The organism is Pseudomonas fluorescens (assembly GCF_001708445.1).
Lineage (GTDB): Bacteria > Pseudomonadota > Gammaproteobacteria > Pseudomonadales > Pseudomonadaceae > Aquipseudomonas > Aquipseudomonas gorinensis.
In genome coordinates, this window is sequence record NZ_CP015637.1 from 1,211,322 (window position 1) to 1,234,588 (window position 23,267).

Consider the following 23,267-nt stretch of genomic DNA (forward strand, 5'->3'; position numbering starts at 1 on the left):
GATGCTCAAGCAACTGACAACCCTTGTCCTTCTGACCTTGCCGGCAGTCCCCGTGGCGTGGGCGTCTTTTATTCAGGAACGCCATAGCTTCGACGTGTCGGTAACCATTCCGGTGCGCGACGCTTATGTGCTGCCCTCGGAGTCCAACTGGATGGGCCAGGAGCAAGAGCTGGCCTGGAACCTGGTCACCTCGCAGCTCAGTCGCTTGCGCAAGCACTTCGACGTCAAGAACCTCAGTGGCGGTGTGGCCGCACGGTTGCTGGATACGCCCTATCTGCACAGCGGGCGACACCGTATCGACCTGCAGGTGATGTTCAATCAGGTTCCGCTGACGCTGGACAGTACTGAAGTGGTCGGCGCCGAGGTGGCCAGGACAGGCACGCGCGCCGAGCTGGAGATCGCGGCGATACAGCCCGACGACGGTTACCAGGGCGGCAGCTATTACGGCACCGTACACCTGATGTTCGACTTCCTGGCGCCTTAGGGCGTGTGCCCACCCGGTTGCAAATAGGGCATCAGGATCGGCGCCATGCCCTTGAGCACCTGCACGGGCAGTGCCGAGGTAAACGTGAAGTGCTGCGCCGAAGCGCCGGGCACAAAGGCGGTGAGGGTGCCGAAGTGATGCTCACCGATGTAAAACACAAAGGTCGCGGTGCGGTTGATGGATTTTGAGCTCAGGATCCGGCCGCCGCTGCCCATGGCTTCGATACGGTTATCGCCGGTACCGGTCTTGCCGCCCATGGCCAGCGGCGTGCCGTCGGCCAGGGTGAAACTGCCGGCCACGCGCTTGGCCGTGCCGGCGTCCACCACTTGTGACAACGCGCCGCGCAAGGCGGTGGCCACTTCACTGGGCATTACGCGCTTGCCACGGTTCGGGTCGTTGACCACGTAGGTTTCATACGGCGTGCCCTCGGCAAAGCGCAGGCTGTCGATACGCAGCACCGGCAGGCGTACGCCGTCGTTGAGGATGATGCCCATCAGTTCGGCGAGGGCGGCGGGGCGGTCGCCGGAGCTGCCGATGGCGGTGGCCAGCGATGGCACCAGGTGGTCGAACGGATAGCCCACGGCTCGCCAGCGCTCATGTATCTCCAGGAACGCTTCGATTTCCAGCATGGTGCGGATGCGGCTGTCCCGCGCGCTTTGGTGCCGGCTCTTGAACAGCCAGCTATAGACTTCCTGGCGCTCGAATTCGCTGGCCTTGACGATCTCGCTGAAGGTCGCGTCCGGGTGGTTGAGCAGGTAGCCCAGCAGCCACAGGTCCAGCGGGTGCACCTTGGCGATGTAGCCTTGGTCCGGCAGATCGTAGGCGCCGGGGCCGTAGCTTTGGTAGAGCGTGGCCAGGCGTTCGTCGGTGAGCTTGTCGGTGGTCTTGATGCTTTTCAGGTGTGCGCGCACGAAGCTGTTGAAGCTTTCCTGGCTGGCCTGGGGCATCAGGTAGCGGTGCACGGCGGCCAGGCGGATCGCGGTGGGGTGCAGGCTGTCCATGAAGGTGTCGAGGCGCGACTGGGTGTCTTTGTTGCGGTACTTTTTCCAGAACTTGAGCAGGAACGCCGTACCTTCGTGGTCGGCGAACCTGGCCAGGTATTCCTGGCGGCGCGGGTCGTTGTCGTCTTTGAGCAAGCGCGCGCTGTTGTCTTCGCCGGAGTAGGTGGTGTAGCGCACCAGGTCGCGCATCAGGCGAATGAAGGGCAGGTTGATCGACTCGCGCAGGGCATCGCGCAGGGTCGGGGTGCGGCCGTTGTCTTCGTTGCGAAAGTTATGGAAACGGTGCAGGCCGCCGCCGGTGAAGAACGCCTCGCCGGGGTTGGCCGAGTAGGTGCGGTCGAGGGCGGCGTCGAGCATTTTCGACAGGTCGCGGTCAGTGTTGCGGATCAGGTAGTCCAGGGCCCAGCGGGAGAGTGGGTCTTGCTCGGGGACCGTGACTTTTTTCAACTCGGCGGGTGTCTGTGCGCGGTAGCGATCATGCAGTTCGGTGATAATTTGCAGGTAAGTGGTCAGCACCCGCAGCTTGGCGGTGGAGCCCAACTCCAGCTTGCTGCCTTCGTTGATGTCGAACGGTTGATCGGTGTTGTCGGTTTGCACCCGCACGCGCGCGCCATCGGGTGTCAGTTCGAACAGGGTGAAGCTGTAGCGCACCTGGGGCGTACTTTGCGGGGTGAGCAAACGCGGGCCGAGCAGGCCCGTTTGCCCGGCGAATACCGGGTCGGCCAAGTGCTTGAGGTAGTCGGTGGCCTGGGTTTGCAGGGCGTAGTCAAGGGTGCTGGAGGCGGCCAGGTCAAGGCGGTCGAGGTCATACAGCGGGCGGTTGAGCAAGGTGGCGAGACGGCTGCGAGCGACGTTGATCGCTTTGTTGGTCTCGACCGGTTGGATCGTCGGTTGCTGCTGCCAGTCGCGATAGGTGACGTGGCTGGCGAGGGCGGCCTTGGCCAGCGCCGGATCGATCACGTTGTTCTGCGCCAGCAGGCGGATATGGCTGTCGGTCAGTTGCGCCAGCTCCTCGCGGCCCTTGGTCAAATAATGCGAGGGTCGACGCTGGGCGATCATCAGCGACAGTACCTGGCGCAGCGCCAAGCCTTTTTTGGCCAGGTCTTGCGGTGCGTTGCCGGCCAGCAGGGCATTGACCTGGTTGAAGTCGGCGCCGTACCACACCCGCAGGCCTTCGGCCATGCCATGTACTTCGCCATGGCCCGGCACGGCCGACAGCGGCACGCTGTTGAGGTAGTCGCGCACGATATTCTGCCGGCTGCCCAGGGTGTTTGGCCCTGGCTGATAGGCGCGGACACTGGCGGAAATCATCTGGCGGATTTTTTCGCCGCCCGACAACGTCAGGCCATCGGGTGAATGACGATACTTTTCCAGTTGCGTGGCCAAGGTGCTCCCCCCCGCGGTTTGCCCAGGCAAATGCAGGAGTTTGGCCACCTGCGACCAGGCGGCCTTGGCGAAACGCGGCCAGTCCACCGCCGGGTTGGCCAGGGGTTGCCGGGGATCGAGCAGGTCACGGTCCTCGATAAACAACAGCGCTTGCACCACCAGCGGCGGGACCGCGGCGAAGCTGGGGTAGAGCTGTTGCGGGTAGGTGAAGGCGTACAGCGGCGTGCCGCGACAGTCAGTGATGCTCAGGCCGGCCTGGACTTTTTCCGCGTAGGGTACGAACAGCCCGTGTCGGGCGTAGTCCATTAACGCCGGGGAAAAACGCGCCTGCGCCTGGACCAGGTAATTGTGCTTGAGCAGGCGCGGTAGGAATTCATCGAGGGCGCTGTAACCCAGGCGCCGGTCAAACGGCCCGTCCCCCGGATAAACAACCGCATCGCTGGGGCCGGGCTCCACGCGATAGGTCAGCGATGCCGCAAACGAACTCAGGTATTCGGCTTGCAGGCGCGAGGTGCGCATTTCCTGGTTGGCGGCCCAGGCCAGGGCCACCAGCGCGAGCAGCAGTACCAGCCATGCCACTCGCCACCACATGCTGTGCAAGCGGGGGCTTCGTGGCAATGGCGGTTGATCCGCGCTGTCGGCGTGTGCCACAGCGGGTTTCGAATCGGTTTGCCATAAAGCGCCCATAGTCGATTGATCCATTCACGCAGATTGATCGGACTTGGTTGAAGCTTAGTCGCTGCTGGCGCGGCGTGAAAATATTGTCCAGTCAGGTCTGTGGGCGTTTCAGGGCGGTGCGCAACAAGGTCAGCCAGCCGCGGTCGTGGGCCTGGACCCAGCGATAGGTGCCTCGGTCATTGAAAAATATGGACATGTCCTGAAGATACCAAGTGTGCATTTTGATCGTGAGCTGCGCCATGTAATCCCTGGCAGGGCTCACTATCCCCGCCCATGGATCGCAGATCCACAGGTCCGTCCAGGCGGCCTCACTGAAATCCACCGTGGGCGCCAGTGTTGGCGGCGGTGTACCCACGACCACGAACGCATGGGCGGGTGGCGTCATACCCCATACCCGCGCGGCGCCGCCGTTGAGCCGGATCAGCTCCGTCGCAACGTGGGCCATCTGGTCGCAATTGCCCGCGCCGGTCCTGAGGATCACCTCCGTAAAGTTGGGCTGGCCCACCCGGCTGTACTGCCACATCACCACGGATTCAGCGATATCCAGGCGCGCCATTTCTCCCGCGCCGACTCCGACGACATTGGACGGCCCGATACCGGTACTTTGAAGCAGGGCCACGGTGTGGGTATGGGCCTGTGTGGCGAGGTACTGGTTCAGCGTGTGCCCCGATTGAGGCGCGTAAGGTGCCCAGGTTTGCAGCCGTATCGGTTCGACCGCCACGCTCATCCCCAGGCGCCGGCCTTCGTCGCTGGCGTTCAGCAGCAGTTCGCGCTGCTTTATCACCCGTAACTGGCTGGCTTGTGCGCGAAGGAGTGCAATTTTTTCAGGCGTGAAATTGCGTTTGCTCAACTGCGAGTACAGCACTTCCAGGGTTGGCAGGTTGACCAGGGGGCGGCTTTGGATAAAACCACCGGCGCTCAGATAGTCGAGCTTACGTTTGCAGTACGCTCTGATCAGTTGCTCGTGTACGCCGCCCAGGCTGAAGTCCAGGCGATCGAGCCGCAGCGACGGGGCTGGATCGATGGCGATGACGTCGTAGAAGACGCCGGCATCGGCCTCCACTACCGTTCGCGACCTGGGCGCTGCCCCCGGAGGGTTGAGGTCGATCACCAGTGCGCGCAGGGTCCGGCGGTCATCGACAGCGTCAACCAGCCCCTCCAGTTCGACTACCCGGGTGTCGCGGGTGAGCAGATTGTCCACTTGATTGATGGGCAGGCCAAATTGCGGTTCATTTTCTATGAGTCGCCCGTTTACCTGGGCTTTATAAGCCAGCGGTGCGTTCATGGCCACCGGCGTCATTTCGAAATCGAGCACCTGGGGCGTTGCCTCATACAGCCTGCGGTTGTACACCAGTTTACGTTTGTCGGGGCCGACGGCGGGCGCGGGTATCAGGCGGATGTGCTCGATGGCCTGGGCCCTGCGCTGATGGATCGAGCTATTGAACGCCGCGAGCTTCTTGGTGAAGCAGATCAACGGGATCGGGCTGCGTTTGGTTCGAGTGGCGGCACAGGTGCTGTCGAAACCGTCCGCGGCCTTGAAGTAGGCCGGTGATGCCAGGTCGTCCAAGTGGGTGGGGGCGCGGTGATCGAGGCGCCGCACGGTGTTGCCGTGCAACAGGTCGGTGGCGTCGGAGCGTGGGATGAGCAGGGGCTGAGTCCCGAATAGACGGTCGGTCACCAGCGCCTCATACCCGTTGCTGGTGTGCATTGGGGTCACGCCGAGGGCGCTGTCCAGCCGGAAGTTATCCACCGCAGGGCCATAGGGCTTGGCGCTGAAGGGATGGCAGGCGTGCCAGCGGTTTTTGTGCAGGATGGCGTTGAGGCGTACCAGGTCGCTGGTGTGCAACAGCGAACCGCTGCCAATGTCGGCGCGGGCCAGCAGTTTCAGGTGATCGAGCAGCGGGATGTCGGCTACCAGGCGTTGAACTTGCCCAATGGCCGTATCGAGGATGCGGCGTGCGTCGACGCTGAGCTGGATCAGGCCGTTACGGGCCAGCCGGTAGAGGCCGGGAAGGCCATCCAGGGGGTTCAAGACGCTATGGAGAAAGGCCGTGCTCAAGCGACCTAGTTGGAGCAGCTTGATCGGCAGGGGCATCGTCCTTTTCAAGACCGCCAACGAGGCCTTGAGATAGCGCTGGGTGGGGAACAGCATCGTCAGCAGGTCGATAAAGCACGCATAACTTCCATCGATCATCCGGCGGGTGTCTCTGGAGGCGATGTCTTGGCTGCAGGACCAAAAGGGTACCAGGGATTTGAGACGGTCCAGCACGCGGTCCCAGCGTTGTTGAATGTGTTCGCGCTGTGTCGATCCCCGTGCTTGCCGACGCAAGGCATCGACTTCGAGGAAGAAATGCTGTTGCACGATGGCTTGGGCAATGGCGCGATTGACCGTTGAACCGTAGGTGAGCGGTGCCAACACGAGCGGGTCGGCAGGTGTCGAACGGCGCGACCACAATGTGTGGACGATGACCTTGGAGCGCACTCCCGGCCTGGGCTGGCGTCCGGTCGCGTACGCCTCCCAGTCCAGGGGCAGCTCATTGCCCTGCATCAGTGTGGTGATCGGACGGGTCGAGTGGGCGCCGCCGGTGGTCACCGGTATCGGCGTGCCTCCCTCATTGAATACCAGGGGCGGGCCACGGCGCTTGAGTGCGCGGTTCAACAGCGGGAAAAGCTCGTATTCGCACACCGTGGTGGGGGAGGTGCCGCGCAGGATCACGCCCATGCGGCCAATGCGGGCGATTTCCTGCTCCGGGCTGAGTAGCACGAGATCCTTGCCTGGTTCTTTTTTCAGTATCAGCAGCTGCAAGTCAGCCTGTTGCAGATGCAAGCGGTCGGCCAGGGGCAATTGCGCCAGCAGGTCTTCAATCGTGGCGCTGTAGGCCTCCTTCATGCGCTCGATATAGGCACCGAAGGCGTCGTCGAAGCGCTGATTGATGTCGCCCAGGCGCCCAAACGATTGACGCAGTTTCGCCAGGTCCACCTCAGGGTTGATGGACTGCCAACGGGTGTCGTCCAGCAGGCCATCCATGTGCAACTCCAGCAGAGAATGCAGGCTGTAGTTGCTGCGGTCGTGATGATGCATTGGGAAGCGTAGGCTGCTGCCGGCGATCGGCGCGACGGGGCGCCATAGGCAGGCCGTGTCCAGCATCGGTTGCCCTGGAAAGACCTTTTCCAGGTCGGCCAGGGCAATGCCGCGACGGGTGGGCAGCTCGCTGGCGAAGGTGATCAGCGCATCTTTCAAGGCCTGCAGGCGCTGAGTGAGGCGTCTTTTCAGGGCCGTGATTTCGTCCACCAGGTAGTGCCCATTCTCGCGCTCGGGCAGTTCGCCCTGGGCGATGGCCCAGTCCAGTAGCGTGCTGGTGGCGGTGTAGTCGCGCCACTGCTGTTGCTGGAGGGTCGCGGGCGGCTGGGACGCCAGGGCGATCATGTCATCGTAGGTCATGTGCTGCGTTGAACCGGGCGCCAGCGCCTGCGCCATCATCACGCCCTGCCTGAAGGTCATCCAGGTGATCGAGGTGCGATAGCGTAGGGTCATGGGCAGCGCCTGCACCAGAAACTCCGGCGCGACGCCGGCCAGCAACAGATGGGCCGCCAGTGGCGCGGCGGCGCTCGAGACTTTACAGGTGCGCACCAGGTGCAGCTCCAGGTCGCGGCGCAGATCGACAGGGGAGTGACCCCAGTGCGTGTCGGCGGCCAGGTTGAAACCGGCCAGTGTGTAACCGCCGTTGCCGGCCCCAGGGTCCAGGTCGAGGATCAGCGCGCTCAGCACCAGCAGGCCAAGGCTTGTCTGGCTGGCTGATTCGTCCGGGTGCTGGCCATACCAGTGCAGCGCCTCGATCAGTTGCTGGCCCAACCGACGCGCAGGCTCGAGGCTCAACAGGTGGGAGAGCAGGGCGTCGGCCTGCCGACGCACCTCGTCAGTGCTTTTGTCGTTCAGCAGCGTGCCGCACAGCCTGTCGAGCAGGCGTGGGGCGTTCTCCGGTTGCCCGTGGTTGACGCGTTGCACAATCGTTTCTCGTGCTTCGGTATTCAGCCGTACCGGGGACGGCGCCGTGGTGCTGAGCAGTGCATGGTAATCGCCGTAGAGGGAGCGTCGGGGCAGGTTCATTCGCAGGCTTTGCAGGGTGTCCTGAGCGTCGCCGGCCGTGTCCGGCGGGTCGAACTGGTGATGCTGCAACAGCTGTTCGAGGGTGAAGGGGCCACAGGCGGGACCGGCAGTGATGGCCGGGTGGCGCATGACACCTGGGTGAAGCACGCTGGAGTTGCGGGCGGGGGTCAGTTCCACGCTGGCGGTATCTATAAGGGCGTCGCTGGGTTGGCCATCGATCAGGCCCGCCAACCCCACGGCCATGATGTCGCGGTCCTGGTCCATGGCCAGCCATTGCAGGTGCTGCATCAGCGCGAGGTCGGAGTCGGCGAGGTCGTTGACCGGCAGTATCGCCAGCGGCGTCGACTGGCGTAGCGTGTTGACCAGTGTGCGGGCCTCTTCCGGGGTGTCGGGCACCGGCAAGTCGTGGCACCTCAGCAGTTGGGCGAGGCTGAACAGGCCGCTCTGGTGGACGAAGGTGCCGAGTTGTTCGGCGACACTGATCAACGAACTCAGCCCGGCTTCTTCGGGCAGCTTCACCAAGTGTTCCACACCGATATCCACCAGCGTGCCCCAGGCGTTCTTGCCGCTGAGGCGCCGCGTGGCGGGATCGAATGTATACGCGCCGGGTTGCAGGCCCTGCACCAGGCCCAGGGCCAGAAATGCCGGGGTAGTGGTCAGGGTGTCGAGCAGGGCTGCACCGGTTTGCTGATGGGTGGCCCAAAACGAACCGGAGTCGAGCTTGAAGTAGGTCTTGTAGGAGGAATACAGGCTGAAATCTTCATCGTCGATCAAACCCTCCAGGCGGTCGGCGATCTGGCGCAGGTCCTGGTCCAGTCGCTTGAGCTGATCGTTCAGGCCCGACCTGGGGTGGGCGAAGGTGTCCAGTTGGTCCAGGGCCTGGGCGATGACCATCCGTTGCCCGCGATGCCGGGGATGGGGGTAACCGTAGAAATTCAGCACCTGTTGCGCCGGCAATTTCAGCTGGGTGGCGTCGCGTTCCACGCCCAGGCTGGCCAGGTCCAGTGGCAGTCGCGTGCGCACGTTCGGGCGGTCGAGCGTTTGCTGGTAGAGCCGCAGCCAGCAACCCAGTGATGAGTGGGCGGGTACCTCCACGGGGGTCGTGCGGGCATTTTTCAGGTGGTGGATCAACTCGGCCATCAGGCTACGGTCGGCTGCCTGGCGTTGTGCCTGGCCCTGCCTGAATACCTCGAGGATGTCTTGCATGGTGTGCCTTCCTGGCAATTGTGAGTCGCCATCGTGAAGGGCCGGCGCCGGGCTGGATATCGCGAAGGTTCCGGTTTGCCTGTGGTCGGGTTCGGTGTTGTCAGTGTGAGGAGCCGGGTTTTATCGATGCCGGGTTTGACAGGGGCAGAGGCATGACTGTGCACCATTGCTGTGCAATACTCGCCGCCGTTTCCGGACGGCCAGGATTCGCTCCTCAAGCAAAAGCACTGGGTAAAAAGCGCTTTTGCCGCGACTTCCCGCTGAATCTTGTCGTTTATAGAGTGAAAAAAACTGGGTTGAGCTTTTTATACTGCCCCCCCACCGATCTGGCCCGACCAGACGCGTTCGCCCACGAGGCGCGCCCGGTGTGATGGCGTCATGGCAAACCCGTCGTGACGTCGTGCACTCGGTGACTCAATCCAATAACAAGACGAGGTTGTACCCCTATGCCAGTTGGCAACCACCTGCCCCATGGCGAGACCGCTCAGGGCGGTCCGCTCAAACGTGAATTGGGCGAACGGCATATCCGCCTGATGGCCCTCGGCGCCTGCATCGGTGTCGGGTTGTTTTTAGGCTCGGCCAAGGCCATTGAAATGGCCGGCCCGGCAATCATGCTTTCCTACATCATTGGTGGCCTGGCGATCCTAGTGATCATGCGCGCCCTCGGTGAAATGGCGGTGCACAACCCTGTCGCGGGTTCTTTCAGCCGTTATGCCCAGGATTATCTCGGCCCGTTGGCAGGCTTCCTTACCGGCTGGAACTACTGGTTCCTGTGGCTGGTGACCTGTGTCGCCGAGATCACCGCGGTGGCGGTGTACATGGGCGTGTGGTTTCCCGACACCCCACGCTGGATCTGGGCCCTGGCGGCCTTGATCAGCATGGGCGCCATCAACCTGATCGCGGTCAAGGCGTTCGGCGAGTTCGAGTTCTGGTTCGCCCTGATCAAGATCGTCACCATCATTGCGATGGTGATCGGCGGTGTCGGCATCATTGCGTTCGGCTTCGGCAATGACGGCGTGGCGCTGGGCATTTCCAACCTGTGGGCCCATGGCGGCTTCATGCCCAACGGTGTGCAGGGGGTGTTGATGTCCCTGCAAATGGTGATGTTCGCCTACCTGGGGGTGGAAATGATCGGCCTCACCGCCGGCGAAGCGAAGAACCCGCAGAAGACTATTCCGAATGCCATCGGTTCGGTGTTCTGGCGCATCCTGTTGTTCTACGTCGGCGCATTGTTCGTGATCCTGTCGATCTACCCCTGGAATGAAATCGGCACCCAGGGCAGCCCGTTCGTGATGACCTTCGAGCGCCTGGGCATCAAGACCGCCGCCGGCATCATCAACTTCGTGGTGATCACCGCGGCGCTGTCGTCCTGCAACGGTGGCATCTTCAGCACCGGGCGCATGCTCTACAGCCTGGCGCAGAATGGCCAGGCCCCGGCGACCTTCGCCAGCACCTCCAGCAACGGCGTACCGCGTCGCGCATTGCTGCTGTCGATCGGCGCACTGCTGCTGGGTGTGTTGCTCAATTACCTGGTGCCGGAAAAAGTCTTCGTCTGGGTGACCTCCATCGCCACGTTCGGCGCGATCTGGACGTGGGTGATGATCCTGTTGGCGCAGCTTACGTTCCGTAAACGCCTGAGCCCGTCGGAACAGGCCGGTCTGAAATACCGCATGTGGCTGTACCCGGTCAGTTCGTACCTGGCGTTGGCGTTCCTGGTGCTGGTGGTGGGCCTGATGGCGTACTTCCCGCAGACCCGTATCGCGCTGTACGTGGGGCCGGTGTTCCTGCTCGTGCTGACGGTGTTGTTCTACGTGTTCAAGTTGCAGCCGACGCAGACGGCCCAGAGTGAGGTCCGCCCGGTTTAACCGCGTGATCCGGGCGGGGTCATTGTCCAGGGGCAGCCACGGCGGCCCCTGGCGTGGTCACGGACGTCGCATGGCGTGAACCGCCGCTTCGGTCAACTGCCTGATCAGGCGCTGGCGTTCGGCGGTTTCCAGGTCGATCAGCGCTTGCAACCGGTCCAGGTATTCATCCGAATGCTTGTCGGGCACTTCCCGGTTCAACTGCTCTTTTTGGTACCGGGTCACGTTTTTGATCGTCATGAACGGTTCGGGGAACCGGCGTTCCAGGTACCTGAGCCAGAAGTCCCGAGTCTTGTACGACTCCAGCAGCAACGAGGGCGTGTCCAACGCGCGCAGCGTCTGTCGGGCGGCGGTGATATCGGCTTCGCGCACACCGTAGGTCTCCACGGTGTACAGCATCTGCTCGGTGGCAATGGGCAGGTTGAATTCCTCGCGTAGCCTGACCCGATAGAACAGTATGATTTCTGCCGGGTCCGGCGGGGTGTAGCGGGGTGTGTCGGCGTACGCTTGATTCAATCGACCGATGTGATTTTCGGCGAGTCGATCCAGGTGCTCGAGGAAATACACCTGCCTGGCCAGGCCCAGCAATTCCCGATCGATCCGATCCTTGTCGTGGCGAGCGAGGGTCTGGTGAGTACGGTACATCAGTTCCATGTTGCTGAAGGTCAGGATGGCGCCGTCGCCACAGGTACCCGCCGCATAGGTGTTGAGAAACACCGTTTCCCGCAGTTCGGTGGAGTCTCCCAGTGCATTGAGCAACCGCCAGACCCGCAGGCTCAGGTTCTTTTTGATCTGCCCGCCTTGCCTGTAATCCAGCGATTGGGTCAAGTCTGCCAGGACGCTGAATACATCATCGGATCGAGCACCTTCATGGCTGGCCAGTGCTTGCCAGAGTTCTGTCGCCGTTCCCCACTGAACCCGGTCCAGGGCATCGAGCCACGGCGTGACATCAGGCGCCACGGCCACGAGGTCCGCCGCAGCGCCCTGCATGCTGTTGCCCATCTGGGCGTTGTACCGCGCGATACGTTGCCGGGTTTGATCCGACAGCGGGTTGCCGCGCAGCTCGATATTGCGGTTTCGCAGGAACGCCCCTGGATGGGTAAAGACCGCTTCGGGGATATCGGTGATCAGATTGTCCCGCAGGTTCAGGCTGGACAACTCGTCATGTGTGGCGGCGCCCACCGGCCATTGGCTGATACCGGTTTCCCTTAGATCGAGGGTATGCAGTTGGGGCATCCGAGTGATATCGGGAGCAATGCCCAGGGGGTTGCCGCTGAGCTGGAGGGCCTTCAGGTTGACCATGCCTGCCAGGCGGGTGGCGGAGTCTGGGGTCAATACAATCGCGTTATCGCTCAGGTTCAGAATGGTGAGGCTGGTCATGTCGGTGACCGAGGTGGGCAGCTCGGTTAACAAGCAGTCGAGGTGCAGGTAGCGAAGCCCGGAAAACTTGGCGAGGAACGCATTGCCGTTGGCGGGGAAGCGGTTGCCTGAGAGCCTCAAGTGTTCGATATGACTGAAACCGGTGGTTCCCGTGAGAAAGGACGCTGGGGGCAGATCGTTCTCGTCGAGCTGCAGTTGCAGCGACGAGGTATACATCAGGTGTTCCACGTATTGCTGCGGTTCTTCGCATCGCCAGGCCCGGCGCAATTGGTTGGCGATGTAGCGACGTTGGCCGAGGTTCAAGCCCAAGGGGTCTACCTGCGGGTCATCGATGGCTTGCGGCGTGTCGCTCCAGCGGGACAGCTCGATGTCCATGGTGCGGAATTCGGCCTGCCGCCGGTCCAGCTCGATCAACAGATCGGGTTCACTCAGGCCCAGGCCGTGGATCAGGGCATTGGCGGTAGTGTTGTCGAACCGGGGATACAATTCCTGCACCCGGCTCACCAGGTCTGGCGCTCGTTGGCCACCGAATGGCCAGAGCCAGCTGAAAACGGGATACGCCAGGAATGAGCGGTCCAGGCCCATGGCCGGTTGCAGCCAGGGTTGCAGATGGGGCAGGCCCAGCAGGCTTTTCATTTCTACGCGCTGGGAGAATGCCAGGTTGGCGATCTGCGCCTGGAGCTCGGAAAGGTCGAGTTCGTCGGTGATCCCCAGTGATGTCCGTTCGCTAGCGCCCAGGGTCTGGACGATGGCCGGGAGCAGGTTGCTGCCGCTGCCGAGCGGAGCGGCAAGGGCCGTGCCTTGAGGGCTGTAGGGGTGGTAGACCGCGCCTTTCTTGACCAGCACTTTGCGGTTCGTGCCGGCCGCGTCTCCCGCACCTTCGATGCTGGGGCCGTTGAAATGCCTGTCGCGTACCTCAATGCGCAGGTCCGCGGGCCAACCGGTTACAGCCTTGAGCAAGTGCAGGGTGATCTTGTCGCTGTCCGGGTTGACCAGGCTGTCCATGTACAAGCCTTCGAAGGCGCGATTCAAGCGCACTTCGTGGGCGGTCAGCCGGGCTTGTTCGGTCAGGCGCAGGCTGGTCTTGCCGTGTTCATGCAGTTGCTTGAGTTCGCGAGGGGTTGCATGGCCCAGGATGCCCTCGATAGCGCTGTTGGGGAGTTCGGCATGTTGGGTCTTGAATTGCTCTCGCAGTGCATGGGGACGGTACTGTTCACTTTCCTTGTAGAGCGAATCGAAGAGTTGGTTCGTGTGATCCTGTGCGAACGTGACGACTTTTTGCACCAGTTTGAACAGCCGCTCGTCAGCCAGGCTGGGCAACTCCCCGAGCAAGGCGTTGATCAGCGCGTCGTGGCGGGTGAGTTCGTTCAGTAACCGGCCTTCTTTGTAGTGTTGCTCGGTCACGTTGATCGTTTCAACGTTGGTCGCCTGCGTCGCGGGGTATTGGTAGCGCACCTGGTTCCGAGGGCCGAGGATCTGCAACCTGTGGCTGTCTGGCCACCCCGGCAACCCGGAGATAATCAACAGTTGCAGCTCCGGGTTGGCGTCCTTGCTGTTGGGGTCCACCCGCAACGCGTCGATGAAGTGTTGGATCTGTTGTTCGATCTTGAAGCGTTTGCTGGTGTCGGCGAGCAAGGGCGGTGCCGGGTGACCGGCGTGGTGGACCTCGCGCAGGACATGCGCCGGGGTGTCGGTCAGGGCCAGGATGCGGTTGGCCTGTTGCTGGGTGACCGCGTAGTGCGGGTGGCCCAGGCGATGGAACAACTGATGAGTGTCCCACGCCATCGGCTGCTCGCTGGCCAGCCGCCAGGCGCCCTGGCCGTTGTGCTCCAGAAGCGGGGTGTCGACCCCGAGTTTGCTGGGGTGTTTAAGCCGCCACTTGAATAGGGTTTTATCGAACGTGACCTGGTAAAGGCGACCCGAAAGTGGCAGGTAGTCCTTGCCCTCAAGGGTGAAAAGCCCGTTGGCGCTGGGCGGGAGGTGCGATGGCAGCATCAGGTCGTGTTCGTACTGCATTAACGATCCATTGAGCAGGCTGACGAAACCTTCGGGGTTGCGTCGGGCGCTCATGGTATCGCCCAGGGTTTTGCGCAGGCCCTTGGCATCGGTGGCGCTGTTCATGCCCAGTAGTTCGCGCTCGTGAGGCTGGAGCACCGAGGCAATGGCCAGGTAAAAACTGTCGTGGGCGGGCGAGACCGGGATCTCTCCACCATTGGCAATGTCGTAGGCCTGGTAGAGACCGTTGGGGTAAAAGCGCAGGTTCACCGTGCGATCGTCCGGGCCGCTGGGCACGTAGGGTTTTCCCAGGGCGACCTCGGTGATCACGAAGGGACGCTTGAGTGTGCCGCGTATCAGGGAGCCGGCGATCTCCCTGGCCCATAGGTCAGTGTCTGCATTGAATTCGCGTGGGTGGTACAGGGCGTCGATGATCGCGTCGATGCGCAATGCGGTGCGGTGATGATCGATGACGTCAACAAACGCAGTGGGCAGTGTGCCGCCCGCGAGAAAAGCCTCCTGCTGGCGCGCCGTCAACGGGTGTTGGCCCAGTATCAGATCCAGGTTGGCGGCGGTCAGGGGCGGGTTGAGGTCGCGCAGTTTTTTCAGCAAGGGCGTGAGGGGGGCCAGGGACCGTGACACCTTGATCGGCAGAAACCGTCGGGCGCCGGGGGCGACGCTCAGTTCGGCTTTTTCGTAGCCCCAGTAATTGAACAGGGCCGAGAACAGGGTGAGCCTCTCGGTGCGTGCCAATGCCGCGACCTGTTGGCGCACGGTGCTGATGCGCTGGGCTTCGGAGGCGCCGGGCTGGCCTTCCTTGCCCAGGCTCGAACCCCCTGGCTGCTGGCGAATGATCAGTTCAAGCAGGTGTTCGTTGCCTTCGGGGCCAATGCTCTGTGGGCTCAGGCCCGTGTAACTGCCATCGTCACGGCGCTTGAGGTTGATGGTGTGCGGGCGCGATGGTGGTTGTCCGGTCTTGCCATAAGTCTCGATCAGCGTGCCTTGTGGGTCGTGGATGTTGAGCAGCGTGTCGGCCGGCCAGCCGCTCAATTGCGTCAGCAGGCAAAAGACCGCGCTGTCGGCATGCGCGGGCAATTGGCCGGGCAAGGGGAACTGCTCGATGACGTGCTGGATGACACGGTCGACTTGCAGGCGCCTGACCCCTTCGATCAGGTTCAGGGGTGCCGCCTCGGCGCGCCAGACGTTATCCAGGGTGGTGCGCGTGGTGGCGGTGCTGCGCAGCATATGTTCAAGGTCTTGCGGAGTGGGGGGCGACGCGCCGTTAGGCAGCATGCGTTGCACCAACTCAAGGTTGGAGAGGGTATGGGCGTTCTGCAAATCGAAGGTCCACGCCTGGGTCGCCGGGTCGAAGACAATCGCCGGGGTATATCCGTCGGTGGCTTTGATGAGTACGTAGCGTTTGCTCAACGGGTCGAACCGGACCTCGACCAGCACGTCCATTTCGCCCTGGCACAGTTTGGCGTAGTGGCGTGCATTGAACGTATAGATGCCCAAGGCGTTGGGGGTGGTCCCGTCGACCAGGCGTTGATTGTCATGGGCATAAGGCTGGGCGTCGGGTTTCCATAGCCCATGGGTGCCGTCGGGACGTGTGATTTTTTGTGGGTGACCGAGTTTTTCCAGGTATTGGAGCATGCGCTGGCGATGGACGCGGCCCGCCGTTGAGATCAATTTGCCGCTGATCGCCAGGTCGGCGACATCGGCCAGCGCCGAGGCAAATCCACTGGCTTCGCCTTTGGCCAACTCATTCACGCCCTGGGCGACGCTGTAGGTCAGGCTGCCCATCACCGCGAGTTGCATGACCCGGTTCATGCCCGTGACGCCGCCGGGCAGGGGTGTCAGCAGCAATTGCAGCACTTCTGCGGCGATGGCTGCCACCGCGTCCTTGAGCGCTTGCCAGTCCTTCTCGGCGCGTGTTTCGGCCAGGGTATCCAGGTCTGCCTGAAAGCGCTGGACCTGCCGGTAGGTATAGGCCTGCACCAGGGAGACTTCACGACTGGGCTTGATATCAGTGCTGAAGCGGATGTTGTCGAGGGTTTTTTTCGGGAACGCGCGGTGAAATGCGTTATAGAGGCTCCCCCCCAGCCAGTTGAACCGTGTGAGCGGCTCCTGTTTGTCGATCAATGATTTGAACACCGACATGCCGACCAGGGGCAATTGCCGGGCGAACCAGCTCAGGTCTTTGTGCTCGTGACTCTGGTGCAATTGCTCCCGAAACGCGCGTTCGGCAGCCTGGGCGTCTTCGTGGTAGCGCAGCGCGCCGCCGGGGCGGAAGGGGAAATAGGACAACACGCCCAGGCTGGCCACCCGGATCAAGAACAAGGGCGTGGGTATGCTGGTTTCCCAGGGCACGAAGGGCACCGCGATGATGGGTGTGACGCCGGAACTCAGGCTCAGGGTGTCGAACGGCAACGGTGGGCCGTCGCCGCTGATGGCGGCGTCCAGTCGGTTGAAGTGCTCCAGGGTGACGCCGGTGGTGGCGCGGTTGCGGTAGGCTTCGATGGCCTCGAAGCGCAGGCTGGCTTTGGCGCAAGCGGCGAATAAGGGGCGCAGCGGGCCATCGGCGGCCATGGCGATTTTGGTTTTGTCACGCAATTGGCCGCCCAGATCCAGTTCACGAGCGACCTTGATAAAGGTTGCCGCGTTCAGGCTTCTGTCATTGTCCGGCCCGACCACATAGCTGGCTTCGACCACGCTGAAACCCGAGTCGCCGGGGATGGCGTGGGTGAAGCCAAAGTTCAGACACGCGGCCTCCCACAGCGACAGCTGCTTGAGATGATCGATGTAATGAAAGTCGTATTGGGCCCGACGCCGTCGGGTGGTTCTTCGGGTTAACTCTTCCCTGAGGCTTATCGCCTCATCGGGTGGGTCCCAGGGGAAGGGTTGCTCGCGTTTCTCCTTGTAGCGGGTGAACAGGGTGTATTGCTCGGGGTCGCGCCCACCGAGCTTTTCCCGCAATTGCGCCAGGCCCTCGGCCTTGAAGTCCTGGGTATGGGCTTGCTGGGCGTCTTCCAGGGCCTTGTGGGCGTCCAATGCCTCGCGCTGCAAGGTGAGGTATCGCGTTCGTTCCTGCGCATTCAAGCTGCTCAGGGCTTGAATCACGTTGTGCTGGATCTGCTCGAGGGCCTGTTGTCGGGACCAGGACGCGCTGGATTGCAAGTTTCCTGATAGCCCATTGAGCAGTTGATAAGTGGACATGTGCCATAACCTTTCACGAAAGTGGAAAGGTTCATGGAAGCATCGCCCGCGGCCTCGCTGGCGTTAACTATTTGTTAGGTGGGCCGCGCGGGTGCGCAATGTTTCATCCAGGCACTTGTTGTAGTCCAGCCAGGCCGCCAGCAACGCCATGATCAACACGCCCGATAGCGCACTGAACAACTGCATGGCCAGCGCGTCGCCGGCCAGGGCATTGAGCATGTCAGCCAGCGGTGCCAACAGCACCCCCAGGCAGAACACCTCCAGGGAATAACGGCCCATGCGGCAGCACTGCTGCGCCAGCCAATGGTGGGCCCAGCGGTCATGGGGCAAGAGTTTGGCCGTGACATAAGCCAGGGCCAAAAAGTGCAAGAGACGCACGGGCGACAGGTCGGTTTTGCTGATGGGGTACAGCAGGTCGCCGAGTGCCGCTGGCATCAGGGCGTCATGGAACTCGGGCCAGCGCCAGGAGAGGGTCAGGAGCCCGGCCAGCAGCAAGTAGAGGGCGGCTGCGACAAACAAGGGCTGACGAAGCCGACCCTGTGTTTGCGCCGGGTGCGGCTGGCTGGCATGGATCGCCGCAGCGCCACCGAGCACAAACAGCAACTGCCAGGTGACGGGGTTGAAGTACCACACACCGTCGGCAATCGCCCGCAGATTCCAGCCCAAATGCGGGGCCAGCAGGTAGACCGCCAGCGACACGCTGACTACCGCCCACGTGTTGCGCAGCAACAGCGGGAGCACCAGCGGCAACCCCGCCAGCAGCACGATATACAACGGTAGCGGGTCCATCAGGTTGGGCTTGAAGCGCAGCAACAGTTCATCGGTGAGGGCTTGCTGCGGGTGGGTGACGAAGTGCGTCAGGCCCATTTCTTCGACCAGGTCGCGGGTCTCCACATGGCTGTTGGCGAAGAAGACGATGCCCATCAGCATCGCCAACAGGAAGATATGCACCACGTACAACACCCAGGCGCGGCGCAGGATTTTCAACGAAGCCAGCCAGTAGCCGTCGCGTCGCAGGATCTTGCCGTAGGCCAGCACGGCGGCGTAACCGGCGAGGAACACAAACACTTCTGCCGCGTCGCTGAATCCGAAATTGCGCAGGGTGATTTGGCCGAGAGGGTTGTGGGGGACGTGATCCCAGAAAATGAAGATCAACGCCAGGCCCCGAAAAAAATCGATGCGTGGGTCGCGTCCGTTCAGCATGGCAGCGGGCTCTTGAACAATAGGTTTAGTAATGACCGGTGCAGGTGGGAGTTGTCATACGCCGCACGTCGGGCGGGCGCAGGTTGGCGGTATTTGTAAGCAATTGCAAAGGCTGGGTATTTCTGAATGTCTCAAGTCTACGGGTGGGCTACCTGTTAAGTCTGACAGTAGACGTATCGCGTTTGCCGTGGCCTGCTGGAACGGGACGCGACAGGGCAACGGTATGACCAGACTGTGGAAGGGATTCTCCCGCTATACGGCAATTGGTATCGCCAATACGGTGATCCATTGGCAGCTGTTTTTTGTCTTCAGGGTGGCGTTTGAACTCAATCAGGCTGCGAGCAACTTTTTCGCGTTTTGCGCCGCTGCGTCCTTCTCCTTCTATTTGAATGCGATTTACACCTTTGCCATGCCGGTGTCGCTGCCGCGTTATGCACTGTTCATGCTGTGCATGGGAGGGGTGAGCCTGGCCGTGGGTTGGCTTGCCGATCGCTGGCGCCTGCCGGGGCTGGTCACGGTGGTGGCGTTCTCGCTGGTGAGCCTGGTGTGCGGTTTCCTGCTGTCGAAGTGGGTGGTGTTTCGTGAGCGTGGGCAATGAAACTCTCTCTGGTGGTGCCGCTGTTTAATGAAGAGCAGGCGGTGAAAGTGTTTTACCAGGCTGTTCGACAAGAGCCCGCATTGCGCGATTACACGGTCGAGATCGTATTTATCAACGACGGCAGCACCGATCGCACCGCCGAAAACACCCGGGCGATCGCCTTGGTCGACCACGACGTGGTGTTGATCAATTTATCGCGTAACTTCGGCAAGGAAGCAGCACTGTTCGCCGGGCTTGAACATGCCAGGGGGGACGCCATCATCCCCATGGATGTCGACCTGCAAGACCCGGTCGAAGTGATCCCGCAACTGCTGGCCGAATGGCAGAAAGGCGCGGATGTGGTGCTGGCCAAGCGCCGGGACCGCTCCACTGACGGCTACCTCAAGCGTCACAGTGCGTCGCTGTTCTATCACCTGCTCAACCATATCGCTTATCCCCACATCGAGGAAAACGTCGGCGACTTCCGGTTGATGGACCGCAAGGTCGTGGACGTGATCAAGGCCCTGCCCGAACAGCAGTTGTTCATGAAAGGCGTGTTGTCCTGGGCCGGTTTTGACGTGGCCATCGTCGAATACAACCGCGCCCCGCGTGTAATTGGCCAGAGCAAGTTCAACGCCTGGAAACTGTGGAACCTCGCGCTGGATGGCATCACCTCGTTCAGCACCTTGCCCCTGCGGTTATGGAGCTATATCGGTGGCTGTATTTCGCTGCTGGCATTGGTGTATGCCGGGTACCTGGTGCTCGACAAAGTGCTGTTCGGCAATGCGGTGCCGGGGTATCCGTCGTTGATGACGGCGATCTTGTTCTTGGGCGGCGTGCAGCTGATTGGGATTGGGATATTGGGCGAGTATGTGGGGCGGATTTATATGGAGGCCAAGCATCGGCCGAGGTATGTGGTGAAGGACGTGATACGGAGCAGAGCGACCGAGGAGGGCATGCGTCATGTGGAATGAACCGGTATTGACTAAAAAACAGGTGGTGGTGTTCTTCAGTGTGGTTTCACTGATTTATGTGTACCCCGTCATTCGCGCGGACTATGCCTATATCGATGACAGTTGGCGCTCTTTATTACTGGCGGGAGACGGTTGGAAAAATCAGGGACGAATCTTGCTTGAAGTGCTGCATAAGTTTTTAACCTTCACCGGCGGCACCACCAATATATTTCCTTTGCCATTATTGATTTCTGTATTTGCCATGGTTTTGGCTATGACACGCCTGACGTGCTGGTATTTTCCGACGCCAAGTTGGGTTGCCTGTCTGGTGGTATTGCCTGTTCTATGTAATCCGTTCTTTCTGGGTAATATCGCCTATCAATACGATGGTCCTGGAATGATACTGGCGGTGGCGGCGGTTATTTATGCGATCACCTGTACAGTCGAAAACGTGTTTCTGCGCGGGCTGGTGGCGGCAGTGTCGATGGCTGTAACGCTGGCGTTATATCAGTTGACGATTACCCTGTTCATCGGCCTTTGCTGTATTGAGTGCTTGTGGGGGGTGAGAAACAGGATCGAGGTCAATAGCATCCTGTATACATTGCTCCAGCGCGGGTTGCAGTTGCTCTGCGCAGGCTTGATCTACTATCTGACGGCTTATCAGTTCATCACCAGTCATCGCGGTGACAGTATCCTGTTCGACGCGAACTGGCTCAGTGTCGTACAAAGAAAGTTCCTATTTTCCATGGGTAGTATTTATTCACTGGCGAATGCCTGGAACGCTGCTTTGTTTGTGGGTTTGCTGGTTGTCGCTAGCGTGGGGTTATTATCCTGGCTTGCAAGTATCGCTACGCTGCAAGGCCGTCCGCTGGGGAAAATAGTGGTCTTGATTGCGTGCCTGGGCGTTCTACCGGTTTTGTTGTTATGTGTGCCAGGGGCTATCTTGTTTTTGGCCGAACCTAACTTGGATGCCAGAAACTATATTGGTTTTTCTGCCGTGTTGGTTTTGTTGCTGTTACTGAGTTACGACGTATTAGGCCGGGTCTGGAAACCATTGCGCGTGCTGTTAGTGATGCCGGTGCTGTTCATGTTTTCATTCTGCTACGCCTTTGGGCAGGTATTAATAGCCAAAAAAGAGCTGGAGACGGCCGTGGCCCAATACATTGCCTATGACATTGTTGCTCACGAGTCACTGAGCGCCGCACCGATTTTTTATTATGTCGGTCCCCTAACGGCGGGTAACTGGTTGCCACGAGGTCACGCGGCAATGACGTACATGCCATCCCTGAGGTATCTATTGAGTGATGCCAATACCTTGCTGCATCCGCAATTCATGACCCGGTTAGGCATCAATAATGTGGTGGAGGGTGACCGGGAGAATTTTGAGGCTGCCATCGCTGCTGGCAATCGCTATAGCCGAGTGGTGGACAGAAAGTTCTATTCGATTTACCTGACGGAGCAGGGCGGTTTTATTGTGTTCAAGGAAATTCTCGACCCTGAAGACTACACCCTGCAACTCAATGAAAAATGAGCGCAGGCATGGGCGCCGAAAGCCGGCGTCCATGCCTCGTTAAGCGGCCGCCACCTCATGGGCCTCAAAACTATCCGCCCGAGCCATCTGCCACATGCGCGAATAAAACTCGCCGTTCACTTCCCCAGTCAGCAACTCCCCCGGCTTGAGGAACACATGCAACTGCGAGAACAGCTTGATCTCGGTGGCCGACATGCGTCGCACCAAGTGCTTGGCTGACAGCTGCGACGGATGGTCCAAACCCGCGGCAGCGAGCATTTCGGCGAGGGCCTTGAGGGTGTTGCGGTGGAAGTTGAATACGCGCTGGGCCTTGTCCGGCACCACCAGGGCGCGTTGGCGCAGTGGGTCCTGGGTGGCGACGCCGGTCGGGCATTTGTTGGTGTGGCAGCTTTGCGACTGAATGCAGCCGATGGCGAACATGAAGCCCCGCGCCGAGTTGGCCCAGTCAGCCCCGATGGCCAGCACGCTGGCGATATCGAATGCGCTGACGATCTTGCCGCTGGCGCCCAGCTTGATCTTGTCGCGCAGGTTCAGGCCCACCAGGGTGTTGTGTACGAACAGCAAGCCATCACGCAGCGGTACGCCGATATGGTCGGTGAACTCCACGGGCGCGGCGCCGGTGCCACCTTCCTTGCCGTCGACCACGATAAAGTCCGGGAGGATGCCGGTCTCCAGCATGGCCTTGGCGATGCCCATGAATTCCCACGGGTGGCCCAGGCAGAACTTGAAGCCCACCGGTTTGCCGCCGGACAGTTCGCGTAACTGGGCGATGAACTGCATCAACTCGATCGGTGTGGAGAACGCGCTGTGGCGCGAGGGCGAGACGCAGTCTTCGCCCATCAGGATGCCGCGTGTCTCGGCGATCTCCTGGGTCACTTTGTGCTTGGGCAGGATGCCGCCATGGCCGGGCTTGGCACCCTGGCTCATCTTGACTTCGATCATGCGCACTTGCGGGTTCTGCGCCTGTGCGGCGAAGCGTTCTGGGTCGAAGCGGCCGTCACTGGTGCGGCAGCCGAAGTAGCCGCTGCCCAGCTCCCAGGTCAGGTCACCGCCGTTTTCACGGTGATAGGGGCTGATGCTGCCTTCGCCGGTGTCATGGGCGAAATTGCCCAGCTTGGCGCCCTGGTTGAGCGCGCGGATCGCGTTGGCGCTCAGGGAGCCGAAGCTCATCGCCGAGATGTTGAACACCGACGCGGAATAGGGCTGCGTGCATTGCGGGCCGCCGACCATCACGCGAAAGGTGCTGGGGTCGCTCAGTGGCGCCGGACGCATGGAGTGGCCGATAAACTCAAAGCCCGACTGGTACACATCGATCAGGGTGCCGAAGGGTTTGTCGGCGGTTTCATTCTTGGCCCGTGAGTAGACCAGCGAGCGCTGGGCGCGTGAGAAGGGCAGGGCGTCGCTGTCGGATTCCAGCAGGTACTGGCGGATTTCCGGGCGAATCGCCTCCACCAGGTATCGGATATTGCCCAGGATCGGGTAGTTGCGGCGTACCGCGTGGGGGCTTTGCAGCAGGTCGAACAGGCCGATCAGGCTGAGGATGCCGGTGACTATGGTGATGGGCCACAGCCATTCATATTCGATAAAAGGCAGGCTGGCGAGGGTGAAAATGACGCATACGGCAAAGAAGGCGTAACGGCTTAGCAAGGACAGGCTCATACGGTTACCTTGGGTTCGGACTCTTCAG

General features: G+C 61.2%; 10 protein-coding genes. 5 read left to right on the forward strand and 5 right to left on the reverse strand.

Annotated elements, in window-relative coordinates:
• Position 1 precedes the first annotated feature (1 nt).
• Positions 2-484 (forward strand): CS1 type fimbrial major subunit, encoded by a 483-nt coding sequence (locus A7317_RS05385; RefSeq protein WP_069075338.1) that lies wholly within the window; start codon positions 2-4, stop codon positions 482-484.
• On the opposite strand, the gene A7317_RS05390 is transcribed toward A7317_RS05385, so the two are convergent.
• Together A7317_RS05390 and A7317_RS05395 are read right to left on the reverse strand one after the other, a co-directional pair.
• Positions 481-3,558, reverse strand: a complete 3,078-nt coding sequence (locus A7317_RS05390; RefSeq protein ID WP_024073664.1) for a transglycosylase domain-containing protein — start codon at positions 3,556-3,558, stop codon at positions 481-483. The two genes, A7317_RS05385 and A7317_RS05390, sit on opposite strands and share 4 nt — an antisense overlap.
• An 82-nt stretch (positions 3,559-3,640) precedes the next feature.
• Positions 3,641-8,863 carry a hypothetical protein gene (locus A7317_RS05395; protein WP_069075339.1) on the reverse strand — a complete coding sequence of 1,741 codons (5,223 nt, stop codon included), beginning with the start codon at positions 8,861-8,863 and terminating at the stop codon, positions 3,641-3,643.
• 446 nt (positions 8,864-9,309) lie between these two features.
• Here A7317_RS05395 and A7317_RS05400 point away from each other — a divergent pair, with 446 nt between their 5' ends.
• The gene (locus tag A7317_RS05400) at positions 9,310-10,728 is read left to right on the forward strand and encodes an amino acid permease (protein WP_024073666.1); all 1,419 of its coding nucleotides are present in this window, start codon (positions 9,310-9,312) and stop codon (positions 10,726-10,728) included.
• Between the two features lie 57 nt (positions 10,729-10,785).
• Here A7317_RS05400 and A7317_RS05405 read toward each other — a convergent pair whose 3' ends face one another.
• Positions 10,786-17,316, reverse strand: coding sequence for an NEL-type E3 ubiquitin ligase domain-containing protein (locus A7317_RS05405; RefSeq protein WP_069075340.1), 6,531 nt, complete (start codon positions 17,314-17,316; stop codon positions 10,786-10,788).
• A 63-nt stretch (positions 17,317-17,379) separates the two neighbouring features.
• Entirely contained in the window at positions 17,380-18,519 is a 1,140-nt protein-coding gene (locus tag A7317_RS05410) for an OpgC family protein (RefSeq protein WP_069075341.1), read from the reverse strand.
• A 223-nt stretch (positions 18,520-18,742) separates the two neighbouring features.
• On the opposite strand from A7317_RS05410, the gene A7317_RS05415 reads away from it, so the two are divergent.
• Genes A7317_RS05415 through A7317_RS05425 form a run of 3 tightly spaced genes read left to right on the forward strand, consistent with a single transcriptional unit; the run spans position 18,743 to position 21,580 of the window.
• Complete coding sequence (locus A7317_RS05415) at positions 18,743-19,117, forward strand: GtrA family protein (RefSeq protein ID WP_024073669.1); 375 nt, start codon at positions 18,743-18,745, stop codon at positions 19,115-19,117.
• A complete protein-coding gene (locus A7317_RS05420) occupies positions 19,114-20,070 on the forward strand; it encodes a glycosyltransferase family 2 protein (RefSeq protein ID WP_069075342.1) in 957 nt (318 codons plus the stop codon). Before A7317_RS05415 ends, A7317_RS05420 begins: the two co-directional genes overlap by 4 nt.
• A complete protein-coding gene (locus tag A7317_RS05425) occupies positions 20,060-21,580 on the forward strand; it encodes a glucosyltransferase domain-containing protein (RefSeq protein WP_024073671.1) in 1,521 nt (506 codons plus the stop codon). The genes A7317_RS05420 and A7317_RS05425 overlap by 11 nt, the downstream gene beginning before the upstream one ends.
• Before the next feature lie 39 nt (positions 21,581-21,619).
• Here A7317_RS05425 and A7317_RS05430 read toward each other — a convergent pair whose 3' ends face one another.
• Positions 21,620-23,239, reverse strand: a complete 1,620-nt coding sequence (locus tag A7317_RS05430) for an FMN-binding glutamate synthase family protein (protein WP_069075343.1) — start codon at positions 23,237-23,239, stop codon at positions 21,620-21,622.
• Positions 23,240-23,267: the final 28 nt, after the last annotated feature.

Coding starts and splice junctions, on each gene's coding strand:
- A7317_RS05385 (WP_069075338.1), top strand. CDS start 2: ATGCTCAAGCAACTGACAACCCTTGTCCTTCTGACCTTGCCGGCAGTC.
- A7317_RS05390 (WP_024073664.1), bottom strand. CDS start 3,558: ATGGGCGCTTTATGGCAAACCGATTCGAAACCCGCTGTGGCACACGCC.
- A7317_RS05395 (WP_069075339.1), bottom strand. CDS start 8,863: ATGCAAGACATCCTCGAGGTATTCAGGCAGGGCCAGGCACAACGCCAG.
- A7317_RS05400 (WP_024073666.1), top strand. CDS start 9,310: ATGCCAGTTGGCAACCACCTGCCCCATGGCGAGACCGCTCAGGGCGGT.
- A7317_RS05405 (WP_069075340.1), bottom strand. CDS start 17,316: ATGTCCACTTATCAACTGCTCAATGGGCTATCAGGAAACTTGCAATCC.
- A7317_RS05410 (WP_069075341.1), bottom strand. CDS start 18,519: ATGCTGAACGGACGCGACCCACGCATCGATTTTTTTCGGGGCCTGGCG.
- A7317_RS05415 (WP_024073669.1), top strand. CDS start 18,743: ATGACCAGACTGTGGAAGGGATTCTCCCGCTATACGGCAATTGGTATC.
- A7317_RS05420 (WP_069075342.1), top strand. CDS start 19,114: ATGAAACTCTCTCTGGTGGTGCCGCTGTTTAATGAAGAGCAGGCGGTG.
- A7317_RS05425 (WP_024073671.1), top strand. CDS start 20,060: ATGTGGAATGAACCGGTATTGACTAAAAAACAGGTGGTGGTGTTCTTC.
- A7317_RS05430 (WP_069075343.1), bottom strand. CDS start 23,239: ATGAGCCTGTCCTTGCTAAGCCGTTACGCCTTCTTTGCCGTATGCGTC.